The organism is Accumulibacter sp., from assembly GCF_036625195.1.
Lineage (GTDB): Bacteria > Pseudomonadota > Gammaproteobacteria > Burkholderiales > Rhodocyclaceae > Accumulibacter.
Genome location: NZ_JAZKUG010000001.1, coordinates 3,495,684 through 3,510,646, shown reverse-complemented (window position 1 = coordinate 3,510,646; position 14,963 = coordinate 3,495,684). Strand labels below are relative to the sequence as shown.

1 protein-coding gene is annotated in these 14,963 nt (G+C 70.2%); it reads left to right on the top strand.

The annotated features are described in order from the left end of the window. The first annotated feature begins 161 nt into the window (after positions 1-161). Positions 162-14,906: a PKD domain-containing protein gene (locus V5B60_RS15460; RefSeq protein WP_332347900.1), complete on the top strand. Its 14,745-nt coding sequence runs from the start codon at positions 162-164 to the stop codon at positions 14,904-14,906. Positions 14,907-14,963 lie beyond the last annotated feature (57 nt).

The window sequence follows — 14,963 nt, the reverse complement described above, 5'->3', positions numbered from 1 at the left end:
CAGCGCCCGGTGGCACACCGGACGCGGGCGGAGGGAGCATGGATCCATCCGCATGGCGGGCAGCGAAAAACACCGGCAAAGCAAAGACATTTGTACTAACATGGTTTGGCATCCTGTTCCCGGATGAAAGCAGATCGCCCTCTCCTTTGGCGGAGCGAGTCGTGAGCAGTAGCGGCAACGAAGAGAAGCGCCAGCAAGCCGGCCCGCGTGCCTCGTGGTCTGGCGACGCCTTGATCGGCCGGCTGGGTCGCATGTTGCGCCGACTACGGCGGCAAGCCCGGCAAGCGGATCCGCAGCCAGCGCCACGAGCACAGCGTCGCGAGGGCCTGATCTTCGAGTCCCTCGAGCCCCGGATGTTGCTGTCGGCTGATCTCGCTGTCGTCGACGCGGCTGGCCTTACGGGTTATTTCGATGCCGTGCAGTCGCGCCTGGAGAGCGACGTATTCAGCGCACCCATCCCGCTCATCGGCACCCAACTGGTCACGATCGAGTCCGGTGACATCGCCGGCCACATCGCCGATGCACTGCGCAACTTCTCGCTGCCGACGCCACCCGGCGAACGGGTGACGCCCGACGCGGTCAAGGAGGGCCTCGAGGCCGCACTGGGCGATCTGATCGAAGACGGCCGCATCGACGTCACGACGAACGCCGAGCACAGCCACTACGACTTCTCGCTGACGCTTGCCGGCAGCGCGAACGAGCGCATCGACCTCGACCTCGCGCTCGGCGAGGATCCGCTGATCTCGGCACGACTCGGCACACACGACGAGGTCGACCTCGGTTTCGATTGGCGCTTCGAACTCGTTTTCGGAGTCGACGAGGATGCACAGGGCCGCTCGTCGTTCTACATCGATTCGACGTCGGCGAACGAACTGCAGCTCACGGATGTCGTTGCCGTGCTCGACGGCGGTGACGATGGCGTGCTCGCTGCCAAGGGGACGGCGGGCGTCTTCGGCGCGCTGATCCGGAAGGACCAGGGCCAGCCGGACGCAGACGGCGGCCCCGAAGCGCCCCTGCCGAGCCGTTTCAGCGGCCGCTTCGACATCGACGTCGCCGGTGGCGGCGCCGACCGCCGCCTGAGCCCGGCCGAGATCCCGGCCCTCGTCGTCGGCGCGACGGTGACCGGCGCGTCCGACATCCACCTCGACATCGATGCGGCGATGGTGCCGGACTTCGCGGTCGTCGCCGAGTCCGACCGGGTCTTCAACCTCGCGGTCGAGGCCGATGTCCATATCACGCAGCTGTTCAGCGCTGCCGACACCCGCGCCGACTCCTTCGGCGCTCCGATCGACATCGATTACGAGGGCGTGCGCCTCGATCTCGGCACCTTCTTCTCCGAGTTCTTCGACCCGACGGTCCAGTCGATCCAGTCCGCGCTGGCGCCATTGAAGCCGATCGTCGACTTCCTCACCTTCCCGATCCCGGTGCTCAGCGAGATCGGCGAGGCGATCGGCTACGGATCGGTGACGCCGATCGACCTCGGCGTCACCGCCACCTATCTCGACCCGACCCTGACGCAGCAGCAGAAGGACGTGCAGCTCGCCCGGCTGGTTGCCGCCAAGGAGGTGCTCGGCGTCGTCGACGTCTTCCTTGACCTGAAGCCCATCGGCGAAGGACTGCCGCAGACGGTCGACCTGGGCAACTTCCGGATGCAGTTGACGCAGTCCGGCCGGGCCGACGATGACCCGGCGGATGTCGAACGCCAGATCAAGCTGACCAAGGAGAATCCCTATCCCGATGCGCTGAAGAAGGTCCAGGACAGCAACCAGACCTTCGACAATGTGTTCTCGGACATCAGTGGCAACCTCTCGTTCCCGTTCCTGAACGACCCGACCGCCGTGCTCGGGATGCTGCAGGGCAAGACGACCGCGTCACTCGTCGAAGCCGGTTTCGAGTTCAACCTCGGCTACACGTTCAAGAAGCAGTTCCCGATCCCGGCACTGCCGCTCCTCGAAGTCGAACTGGCGCTGACCTTCCTGGCAACACTCGATTTCGACGTCGGCTACGACCTCTTCGGCGCCAACCTGCTGACCAGGAACCTCGATTTCTCGAGCGACGCAGCGCTGCAGCAAAGCGTGCGCGAGCAGGTTCATCGCCTGCGCGACGGTCTCTACTTTGACGACCACATTGGCGCCGATCCCAACGACCTCGGCGCCGGAACGCCGCCGGCGCAGGTCGCCGACGGCGATCACGAGTTCGACCAGCCCGAACTCAAGCTGTCGGCCAAGATGACCGCGGGCGCAGCGATCGGACCCGATCTCTACGTCGCCGAGCTGCAGGCCGGCGTGCGCGTGTTCTTTGATACACAGGTCCGGATCGACCTCAACGACCTGCCGGAACCGCAGTCGCCTGTGCAGTTCGACTATGTCAACGGCCTGCTCGAGGGCTACTACGTTCCCGAGGTACCGCAGGCTCCCTTCACCTACGACGGACGGGTGCGGCTGAACGAGCTGACACTGGCCTACGACGCCAACCCGGCGGGCGTCACCAACTCGTCCGGTGCCCTCTATGCCGGGCTCGAGGCCTTCGTCTTCATGGCGGTTGGTTTCTGGCCGTTCAAGATCGTCCTCGTCGACGAAACCTGGACGCTGCTGCAGGCCAACATCTACGACTTCAACATCTACCAGTTGAGCGACGCGCAGGTGCTCGCCGGCGTACGGGTGAACCCGCCCGTGCTCGGCGAGGTGACTGGCGACGGCACCCTGAACCTCTTCATGGGCGATACCGCCCACCGGCGGGTCAACACCGGCGTCAACCGTGCCGGCACCGACAGCGTCATCGACGAAGGCTTCGACATCCGGTCGAACGGCCTGACGGACGCCAGTGATCCCAATGGCGGCGAGACGATCGTCGTCAAGTTCCTGGTGCCCGATGGATCCGGCAATCGCGTCGAGCGTGCGCAGCAGAGCTTCCGCGGCGTCAAGCGAATCATCGGGAGTGGCGGCAGCGGTGACGACTCGATCGTCGTCGACCGGACGGTCTGCTCGCCGGTCGAGTTGATCGGTGGCACCGGCAGCGACGAATTGTCCCACGCTGGCAGCGGCGCCGCGACGCTGCGCGGCGGCGCTGGCAACGACCGCCTCACCGGCGGCACGGGCGACGACCTGCTCGACGGTGGCGACGGCGACGACCGTCTCAGCGGCGGTGCCGGCCGCGACACGCTGCGCGGTGGCGCCGGCGACGACCGGCTCGCCGGCGGCAGCGGCGACGACGACCTCGCCGGCGATGGCGGCAGTGACACCTACGACTGGACCCCTGGCCAGGGCAGCGACCTCATCTCCGAGACGCCCGACGCGGGTGCCAGCGACGCGTTCACCGTCACGGGTACGACGCGCAGTGACGTGCTGGCCATCGACAGGATCGACGACGGCGGCAAGTGGACGCTGCGCCTGCAGGTTGGCGACGGTCAGGCGCCGGTCGACACCCTGCGGCTCGGCGACATCGAGCGCCTGGCGGTCAACGCCGGCCGCGGCTCAGACTTGGTGACCGTCGGTGACATCGATGGCACCGGCCTGGCGCTGCTGGCAATCGACCTCAAAGCGGCCGACGAGCCAATCACCAGCCTCGACAGCGACCGCGTCGTCTTCGCCGGCACGGCCGCTGACGACAGGCTGAGCATCGAAGGCGTGTACGCCACCTTCAATCGCACCGACCTCGGCGCCGACCCGACCGGCGGCGGCAGCGTCGAGATCGCCAAGCCGATCCTGCAACTCCGCGACCAGTCGGCCGGCCGCGACAACCGCTTCTTCATCATGAACAGCCGGCCGGCGCGCGACACCCTGCTCGTCCAGGGTCTCGGCGGCAATGACCTGCTGACCCTCGCCGCCGGCAGCGCCGGCATCGACGTCGCCGATCTGATCGGCGTGACGCTCGCGGGCGGCGCCGGCGACGATACGCTCGCAGCGGTCTACGACGACGTCCTGCTCGCTGGCGGCGACGGCGTCGACAGCGTGCGCATCACGGGCGATGGCAGGCTGGTCGATGGCGTGACGACGCTGCAACTCTTCGCTGGCGACCTGCTGGTCGAGCGCACCGCAGCAACTGGCGGCACGATCGACGACCGCCTGCGCCTGGCTGAGGTCGAAGCGCTGCGGCTCGAGCTCGGATCCGACTTCGGCGGCAATTCCTTGCACGTCGCCGGCACGATCAGCGGACCGGTCGACATCGTCGCCGGCACGCGTCCCGACACGATTGCGCTGCAGGGGCTGGCAGGACCGACGACGGTCCGCCTCGCCGGTGACGACGACAGTGTCACCATCGGCAAGGATGGCACGCTGGCCGGCATCACTGCGGGGATCGAGGTTCTCGGCAGCGACGGCGGCGACCAACGCTTGCTCGTCGACGCCGGCGCCGAAGTCGCCGATGTGGTCGTGACCGTCGCCGGAGGGATGATCACCGGGCTGGGCGGCGGCGGAGCCATCCGCTGCGACGCTGCTGTCGACAGCGTCGGGCTGCGGCTCGGCCGCGGCAATGACCGCCTCGAGGCACCGGCGCTGGCGCAGCACCTCGTTGTCGACACCGGCGCCGGCAGTGACCTCGTCGTCGCCAGCCTCGACGGCAACGCGGCCACTGCGGCCGCAGGAGCGAGCCTGGTGACGACGGCAGCCGAACGGGTCGTCTTCGCAAGTTCGGCCAACACCGTCGCCACCGACTGGCGACTCGCCGACGATGCGCTGCACGCGGGCGCGCCGGGCGCCAATGGGACGCTCGTCCTGCAGACGATCGCCGCCAGCCAGGTGGATCTGGCACTCGGCGATGGCGCCGACACGCTGCGCGTGGGCGCCCTGCGGACAGCGACCACGGTCGACCTGCGCGGCGGCGCCGACCGCGTGACGATCGGCGACTCGCGACCAGCCGACGCCGATGCGCGGCGCGACCTGACCGACATCACGGCGACGCTGCAACTGCAGGGCAGCAGCGGCGACGACGCACTGCTGATCGACGACGCCGCCCACCTGGCGATGGCTGCGCCCGGGGTCGTCGACGTCGGCCGTATCCGTGGCCTGGGCATGGGCGCTGCAGCCGGGCTCGATTTCAGCGGCTTCGAATCGCTCGACCTCACGCTGGGCGACGGCGCCGACGAACTGACGCTGGTCGACACCGCGATCACGACGACGCTGCGCACCGACGCTACGGCAGCCGGACGCGCGGACCGGGTCCTGGTGCGCAATGCGGCGGCGGGTGCAACGATCGACCTCGGCGCCGGCGACGACGAGGTCACGGTCCTCGCCGGTACGGCCCTGACACTCGCCGCCGGCGCGGGTGTCGATACCGTCAGTTTCGACGTCAGCGGCAGCACGGCGGCCGTCACGGGGGCCGTGCTCGGCGGCAGCGGCGGCAGCGGCCAGGTCAGCGGCATCGGCCCGGTGATCGATGCGACCTTCGTCGGCTTCGACGCCGCCCGGCTGCGCTTCGGCAGCGGCAGCGACGGACTGCTCATCGACGACGCGCTCGACGCCGTCGCCCTGACCGCGGACATGGGCAGTGGCGACGACCAGGTGACGATCAGCCGGATCGGATCGGCGACCGAGATCGTCGGCGGCAGTGGTCAGGACCAAGTGCGCCTCGACATCCCCGCCGCCCCCGAATCTCCGCTGCATGCCGGCCTGATCGACGATCTCGGCCTCTCCGGAGTCGAGACCCTCGAGGTCGACAACCACGCGCACGACGGCGCCGTCGACTGGCAGCTCATCGACGGCCGGCTGCTCGGCAACGGCGCGCCGATCGCCTACGCCGATGCGGCCGGCCAACTGCTGTTGCGTGCCGGCAGCGCCGCGGGCGACCTGCTGACGGTGCAGACGAGCAGCAACCCGGTCGAAGCGACGATCAATGGCAACCGCATCGACGTCCTCGCCGAACCGGTGGTCTTGTTGCGCGACGACGTCGCCACCGAGCTGCGCGGGCTGCGAAGCGTCGTCGATTTCGACGATCTGATCGCCGGTGCTGCGAGCTACCGCGAAGATGGCTTCGTTTGCAGCGCCAGCGCCGGCACGCTGGCCCGCGAGCCGGCGGGCAGCCCGAGCCCGGCATTGCTGATTGGCAGCGGCAGCCTGCGCAGCGCGGTCGCCGGCGGGAAGTTCAGTGTTCAGGGCATCGACCTGTCGGCGCTGACCAGCGACGTGCGGACGGTCCGCTTCATCGCTTACGACGAGAACGACCAGCCGGTCGCCGGACCGTTCGACGTCGCGCTCGACCCCGCGGCTGGCAGCGCGCGCCGCAGCGTCACCTTCGACGCGACCCTCTTCGGCAGCCTGGCGCGGCTCGACTGGCTGGCCGACGGCGCCGTGCTGATGGACAACGTCGGGCTCGGCGCCGAACTCGTCGCACGCAGCGAACCGCTGCTGTCGATCCCGCAATCCACCCTGCTCGCCAACGGGGGCGGCGTGGTCACGATCGACACGACGAACGCGACGATCAACGGCCGGCTTTCCGGCGCGAGGCTCGACGCCACCGGCCAAAGGAATCCGCTGTTCACGACATCACTGGTCGACGGCGTGCGCCAATTCCTTTTCGCGGGCGACCTGCTGCTGCCGGCAGACACGACGATCGACGTCAGCGGCCAGTTCGGATTGTCGCTGGCGGCGACGAACGACATCATCGTCGGCGAGCGGGTCGTCGTCGATGCCTCGGCCGGCGGGGGGTTCCGGCCAGAGGGTTCGCTCACGGCCTTCGACAACCAGGGCACCGCCGGAGCCTGGACCCTGCTGGTCCAGGACGACGCCTACGGTGATGCCGGCTGGTTGAACGACTGGGCGTTGACGATCACGCTCAGCACCGGTGAAGTGTTCACGCAGCGCGGAGGCGGCGGCACGATTCCCGACCGGCCGCTGATTGGTTCCTCTGGCTCGCTGAACTCGTCGATCAGCGTCAGCGACCTCGGCGCGGTCAAGGACGTCAACGTCACCGTCGATATCAGCCACCCGCTGACCCGCGACCTCGACGTCTATCTGATCCATGGCGGCAGGACGGTCGAACTGTTTACCGACATCGATCGACCGGGCAACCGGTTCTTCAACGATACGGTGCTCGACGACGAGGGCGCGCTGTCGATCACACAGGTGGCGACCTCTTCGATGCTCGTCGGCCCCGTTGCGGGGCCTGGCGGCGGCGCTGGCGGCGGCGCGGGCACTGGTGGCAGCGGTGGCACCGGCGGCGACGGCGGCGGCGGCGGCGCCGGGGGGTCCGGTGGCATCGGTGGCGGCAGCTACTACTCCGGGACGATCGAGTGGGGTGAGGCCGGAGATTGGGGCGCGCACGGCGGCAACGGCAGTGGCGGCAGCGGTGGCAGCTATGGGAACCCGGGGTTGGCCGGCTCGGCTGGAGTCAATGCGGCTGGCAGTTCGGGACTCGGCGGCAGCGGCGGTGCCGGCGGCAGCCCGAGCGGGCCGGGACTGGGCAGCGACGATGACGCCCACTATGGCGGTGGCGGCGCGCCGAGCAGCGGCAGTGGTGGCGATGGTGGCGCAGGCGGCGACGGCGGCAGCGGGCGGGCCGGCGAGAGCGTGCCCGGAAATCCCGGCAGCGCTGGCAGCGGCGGCCTGGCCGGCAGCAACACGGGAGCGGGCGCGCTGATCTCGGGTGGCGGTGGCGGTGGCGGTGGCGGCGGCGGCGGAGCAGGCTCCGGCGGCAGTGGTGGTGGCGGCGGCTCCAGTGGCGGCGGTGGTGGCGGCGGCGGCGAAGGCTACAACGCTTTTCTCGGTGACGAGGTGCATGGCGGTCGCGGTGGCGATGGTGGCGACGGCGGTCGCGGCGGTGACGGCGGCGACGGCGGCGATGGCGGTGCCGGCGGAGCGGGCGGTGGTGGTGGCGGCGCCGTCGAAATGGTTGCCCTTGGCCGCATCGTCGTCGGCGCCGCGTCGCGCCTGCAGGCCCAAGGGGCTGCCGGTGCGGCAGCGACCAACCAGGGCTACAACGCCGGGGTGAACGAAGGGCGCGATGCCTTGCTCAATAGTGGCCAGAACGCGGGGCTCAACGACTACATCCACAGCGGCCGCGAGTCGAGCTGGTTCTTCGGCACCTGGTATGGTGGGGTCGGAGGCAGTGGCGGCGCCGGTGGCAGCGGCGGACCGGGCGGCGTCGGTGGCAGCGGTGGCTCCGGCGCGGCAGGCGCGGCAGGCGCCGGCGGCACGATCAAGCTCTCCGGATCGGTCATCACGGCGAGCGGTGCGGTCACCGTGGACACTTCGGGCGGCGCCGGTGCCGCGGCGAGCGGCGAAGCGGGCCGCCATCTGCTCGAGGCCAACGCCAGCACCCTCAATGCCGCACTCGTCGGGACGGTGCTCGAAGCGTACGACCCGCTGCGGCAACTGCGGCCCAACCCGTTCGTCGCGGGCACGCCGGCCACACCACTGATCGCCGGGCTGCGCGGCGGCGCCGAGGCCTATGGCCTGCTCGAGGGCGTCACCGCAGCCGATTTCACCGCGCTCACTGCCGCTGCGCCGGCCGCCGCCGTCGCCGCCGTCGTCCGGCTCGACCGCGGACCGGCCGCCTACGGCGCCGACTACGACCACTTTGACATGCTGCTGTTCATCAACCTCGGCAACGAGGAGCTGCGCACACCGATGCTGGGCGTCGCAGCAGCCGGTTCAGCCGCATCGTCCGTCCAGGATCTGCGCATCGGCGGTCTCGGCCCCGACGTCCGGCTCGGCGTGCTCAACGGGCACGAGGTCTGGGCCACGCTGATCCCGGATGTCGCGATCGAGCTCGACGCGACGGTCGGGGGACCGATCGGCAGCGTGCAGGGCCTGCAGAGACGCAGTCTCGCCGATGGCGAGGTGGCGTACATCGAGGCCAGACCCGCCGAGCCGACGATGGTCGGACTGAACGCGCTGGCTGTCGCCGGCGGCCAAATCTACGCGCTCAGCCCGACGCAGGACGCGCTGCTCGTCGTGAACTCGGCCGACTTCAGCGTCCGCCAGCACTTCAGCGACGGCACCGACGCCGTCACGACGCTGGCTGGCGCGAGCGCAGTCGCCGCCAGTGCAGATGGCGCCAACGTCTACGTCGCCAGCCGCGACGATGCGACGGTTTCGGTCTTCGCGCGCGACGCGAGTGGCAACCTGAGCTTCGTACACGCGATCGATCCAGGCGCCGGCCTCGACGTCTTCGACCGCATCGCGCTGCAGCCGGGCGACGGCGGCCAGCTCGTCGTCGCCGGCCCGGACGCCATCGTGCAATTCCTGCGCCAGACCGACGGCGCCGGAATTGGCCGGCTGGTCGCGGGCAAGACCGAGCCGCTCAGCGGCACGAGCGACCTCGCGTACAGCAGTGACGGCCTGCTGCTCTACGTCGCGTGCGCCGACGAACTGCAACTGCGCTCCGCGAGTGACCTGTCGCCGGCGAGCGGGCAGAGCGGCATCACTGGCGCCCGCGTCCTCGGTGTCGCGGCGAGCAGCGACGGGCAGCACGAGCAGGTCTATGTCGCCGGCGCAGGCGGCCGCCTGCAGGTGTTCCAACGGACCTTCGGCAGCACCACGCTGACGCTGCTGCAGACTCTGCAGGAGAATGCGGACGGCGTCCGCGGCCTGGCAGGCGCTGCCGACCTGCTGATCAGCGCCGACGGCACGCGACTTTACGTGCTGACCAGCGGCCGCGCCAGCAACACGCTGACGACCTTCTTCCGCGACCCGGCGACCGGCACGCTGCGCTTCGCGCAAGTCCTGCGCGGCGGGCCGGGACTGGCGGCGCCGGCGGCGATCGCGCAGGACGCCGCCGGAACCGTTTACGTCGCCGCCGAGCACGGCTTCGGCACGATACCCGGCGGACTCGCCGCCTTCGTCCCGGTCAACAGCGCCACCCCGCAGGCGGAGCGCTTCAGCGTACGCTTCGCTGGCGTCGAGGGCTTGGCGCTCACCAGCGGGGTGTACGACGATGCGATCCACCAGATCGATCCGCCGCTGGTGACCACGCTGGCGATCGACACCGGCGACGGCTTCGACCGCGTCGACCTGCTGAACCTTGGCGTGGCGACGACGGTCGACGGCGGGAGCGGCGACGACCGCATCAGCGTCCGCTCTGATACCGCCGGGGCGCTGACTCTGGCCGTAGACTGCGGCGCGGGCGACGACCAACTCGTCGTCCGCGAGTTGGCGGACGACAACGTTTTCACGCTGCGGCTCGGTGCGGGCGACGACGCCGCGCAGGTCGCCGGCGAGAAGTTCCCGGCAACGGCGATGATCGCGCTTGACGGCGGAACCGGCGCAGACACGCTGCGCTTCGGCGCCGCCGGCGGCGCCATCGATCCATCGGTGCCACTGACCCCCGACGGATCGATCCGCGTCGACGGCGTGGACTTCGGGACACTCGCCTATGTGGCGATCGAGTCGATTCCGGGCTTTCAGCCATCGACAGCAGACACCGGCGGTCCCTACGCGATCGTCGAGGGCGCGGCGCTGACACTGGCCGGCAGCAGCACCGCCGCCACCGGTACGAACATCGTCAGCGAGCGCTGGGATGTGAACGGTGACGGCGTCTTCGACGACGCGCTGGGCCGCTCGCCGACACTGAGCTGGGAGGCGCTGCGGGCGCTCGGTCTGGACGATGACGGCAATTACGAAATCAGCTTCGAAGTCAGCGACACGGCCGGCCATGCGGTCACCGACACCGCTTGGCTGCAAATCATCAACACGCCGCCGACGCTGGCGGTGGCAAGCGGCGAGGCGAGCGCCACGGCCGAGCTCGGACAGCCGTTCGAGCTTGGATTCGCCGCCAGCGACCCGGGTGACGACCTGATCGCCGGCTGGTCGATCGACTGGGGCGACGGCACGACGACCGGGCCGCTGCCGAGCGACGCCGCGCAGGCCAGTCATGTCTATCTCGTCCCGGGCCGCTACACGCCGATCGTCGTCGCCAGCGACGACGATGGCAGCCGTGCGTTCGCAGACGTGCCGTCGACACCGGGCTACGCCGCTCGCGGCCCCGAAGTGACGGTATCCCCGAGCGTACCGAGCATCACCAGCGTGGGCACCGCGGTTGCGCTGCAGACCGTCGAGGGACTGGGCGTGCGGCTGCACGCTGCCGTTGCCGGCAGCCCGACGACACTGCGCTGGGACCTCGATGGCGATGGCGTCTTTGGCGATGAAAGCCGGCATGGGCAAGGCGCGGACGGCGACCTGACGCTCACCGCGGCCGACCTGGAAGCCCTCGGCTTCGACGACGGCAGCAGCAGCCGTCCGATCGCCGTGCAGGTCGTCTACGGCGACGGCAGCGGCGGCCCGGGCATCGACACGATGACCGGCAGTGCGCTGCTGACGCTGCTCAACGCGGCGCCGACCGGCCGCCTGATCCATACGACACCGGCACCCGGCACGGCCATCGACGAAGGCGGCACGGCCAGCGTCCGCTTCATCGACGCCGACGACCCGTCGGCTGCTGACCGCGCCGCCGGCTACAGCGTCGCCTTCGACTTCGACAACGACGGCCAACTCGATACGGCCATCGCGCCACTCACGCCGGTCGGAATCGAGGTGCCGGCCAGCTACCTGCGCGAAGCCGGTGTGCGCACGGTACGCGGCGTCCTCTACGACAAGGACGGTGCCTCGTGCGAAGCCTGGACCGGAGTGCTTGTGCGCGAGGTCGCACCGACGCTGACGCTGGACGGCGCCGCCGTCGCCAGCGAAGGCCAGCCCTACCGTTTCACGCTGGCCGCCAGCGACCCGGGCAGCGACACCATCCGCCGCTGGAACATCGACTGGGGCGACGGCACGCAGGAAGTCGTCGACGCGCCGACCGCCGATCTGACCCACGTCTTTGCCGACGACGGCGCGCTGACGATCAGTGTCACCGCGCAGGACGAGGATGGCCTGTACCAGGCGAGCAAGCCGCTCGCCGTCGCCAACGCGGCACCCGAACTGATCGTGTCGGGACCAGTGACGGTTGACGAGGGTGCCCCGTTCACGCTGACGCTCGCCGCCAGCGACCCCGGCGCCGACACGCTGACCGGCTGGCAGATCGACTGGGGCGATGGCAGCAGCGAGACCCTGCGCGGCAATGCCAGGAGCGCTGCGCACCGCTACGCCGACGACAGCGGCGGCACGGCGCTGCAGATCGTCGCCACGGCGACCGACGAGGACGGCGCCCATGCCGTGACGCATGCCGTGACCGTGCGCAACGTCGCGCCGAGAACCACGCTCGGCGGCGTCGGTACCGCGGCCGATCTGCTCGCCGGTCCGCCGCCGGCCGCGACCGTCCTGGCAGTCAACGAGGGCGCCAACTTCGTGCTGCGCATCGCCCCGCCGGACGACCCGGGCGACGACACCGTCACCGCCTACGGCATCGACTGGGGTGACGGCTCGGCCGTGCAGATCGTGAGCGCCCCGCCGGCGTCCGCCAGCGGCCTCGTGCCCACGCTCAGCGTCACGCACGCCTACGACGACGGTGCTGCCCTGCGCCGCATCAGCGTGATGCTCACCGATGAGGATGGCAGCTTCGTCAATCAAGCGACCCTCGACGTCGACGTGCGCAACGTGGCACCGCTGGCGCAACTCGGCAATTCGACCGAGGGCGCCAGCGGCCCGGTCGCGCCGGGCGGCACGGCGACGGTGAGCTTCACGGCGCCCAGCGACCCGTCAGCGGCGGACGCAGCCGCCGGCTTCACGTACGCCTACGATTTCGACAACGACGGCGATTTCGAGATCAGCGGCTCGCCCGCGGCGACGGTCGAAGTGCCGCCGGCACTGCTCGACACGGCAGGCATCCTGACCGTGCGCGGCGTCCTCACCGACAAGGATGGTGGGGCCTCAGAGTTCTTCTCGGGCGTGCGGGTGCTGCCAGCGATCGAACCCCTGCTGGCGGCCGACGACAGCGCCAGCGTGGCCGAAGACGGCCAGGTGGCGATCGACCTGCTCGACAATGATGCGAATCCCGGCGGCGGTCCGTTCGACCTCGAGTTGCTCGCGGTGCCGGCGCACGGCAACGTGACGATCGAAGCGGACCGGCGCGTCACCTACAGGCCGTTCGCCGACTGGTTCGGCAGCGACAGCTTCAGCTATGGCCTCTACAATACCAGCGGCACGAGCAACCGGGCGACGGTCTACCTGATGGTGACGCCGGTCAACGATGCGCCAGAGCTCGACGCGATCGCTTCGCAGGCGGTGGACGAAGGAGAACTGCTGCGCGTCGTCGCCACCGCCAGCGACGTAGATGGCGATGCGAGGCAACTGCGTTACAGCCTCGACGCGGGTGCCCCGGCGGGCGCCGGCATCGACCCGGTGACGGGGGTATTCACCTGGACACCGTCGGCAGCCGACGGCCCCGGCAGCTTCACGCTGACGGTGCGGGTGACGGACAATGGCCAGCCGCCACTCGAAGACGCCGAGACGTTCACGATCACGGTGGCCGATGTCGTACCGGCGAGCTTGCAGGTGCTTTCGCTGACACCGACGGACAGCGGCTTCGACCTGTCGTTCAACCGCGCGCTCGACGCGTCGGCGCTCAACCTGTACGACGCCGCAACAGCGGGTTACGGCCCGGCCGACGTGGTACTGCGGGGTGCCGCGAGTGGCGTCGTCAGGGGGTCGATCGCCGTCGACGCGGCCAGCGGCGTTCTTCGCTTCGTCGCCACCGGCGGACCGCTGGCCGCCGACACCTACAGCGTGACGCTGCGCAGCGGCGCCGACGCCTTCAAGGATGTGCAGGGCGTGCCGCTCGACGGCAACGGCGACGGTACGCCTGGTGACGACGCCTCGCGGCAATTCAGCATCGCTGCGCCGGCTGACCGGACGCTGCGGATGCCCGACTTCGCCCGTGGACCGGCGCAGCCGGTAGACGTGCCGGCAACGCAGGGTGGCCTGCCGATCACGCTTTCCGAAGGCAGCGGCGTCGACACGGTGGAATTCGACATCGACTACGACCCGACACTGCTCGTGATCGACAGCGTGCGGCGCGGTACCGGCCTGAACGGTGCCGCGGTGCTCGACGTCACGAACGCGGCCGGGCGTCTGCACGTGCACATCACCGGGGCCGATCTGGCCGCCGGTCCGGTACAGTTGCTCGCGCTCACCGCCCGCGTTCCGGCGACGGCCCCGCATGCCGCCAGCCACGTCATCGACCTCCGCAACCTGAGGCTGAACGGCGGTGCGCTGGCGGCTCGCGCCGACGACGCGCTCGCGGTCGTCGCCTGTTTCGGCGACACCGACGGCGACGGCACGATCAGCAACGCCGATGTGAGCACGCTCGGCAATGTGGTGGTCGGTCGCGACAGCGGGCTGGCTGCCTACTGCAATGTGGACCCGCGGCTGGTCGGCGACATCACCGGCGACGGTCTGATCAACGTCCTCGACACGGCACGCATCCTGTCCGAGGCGAAATGGATCCAGGGGGGCGCAGCCACTCTCGATCGGCCGGAGATCCCTGCGATCCCGGCGATCCCGGCGATTTCCGCCCCCTTCGCAGCGCTGCTCGTCGACGAGCCAGCCCCCTCGCTCAACCCGGGCAACGCGCAGGTGCTGCAGTCGCCGCAGGCCGACTTCAGCGCACCGGCCGCGGTTCCTTCGCTGCCGACCCAGCAGCCTCCTCCGCCGGCTGACGGCGATGCCGCAGCCACGCCCGAAGCGGTGGCGGAGGACGACGCCCGCGCCGCGGGGGTGGCGATCGCCGCTGCCCCGCCGGTCGCCGCGGCCGCACCGGCGGCACCCGCCAGCAGCGACTGGTTGCGCGGTTTCCTGAGCGCTCCGGCCGCGCAGGGCATCAGCGTCACGCTGCCGGCAGCCGCAGCCGCGCCGGTGGTGGCCCAGACCGCCTCACTGGCGGCCAGCCGGCCGTACTGGGACGGCCTCGGCATTGCGCCGCAGAAAGCCGCGCCACAGGCGCCGGGCCGTTCCGCGAACTGGGTCAGAGCCTTCGTGACCAACCTCGCCAGGCCCGCCGACGCATCTCCGAACGCATCACTGCGCATCACGCTGCTGTGAGAACGACCTTGCCCCCCGCTCGCGTCGCCCACACGGCAGGCTTCCATCGACCATCCG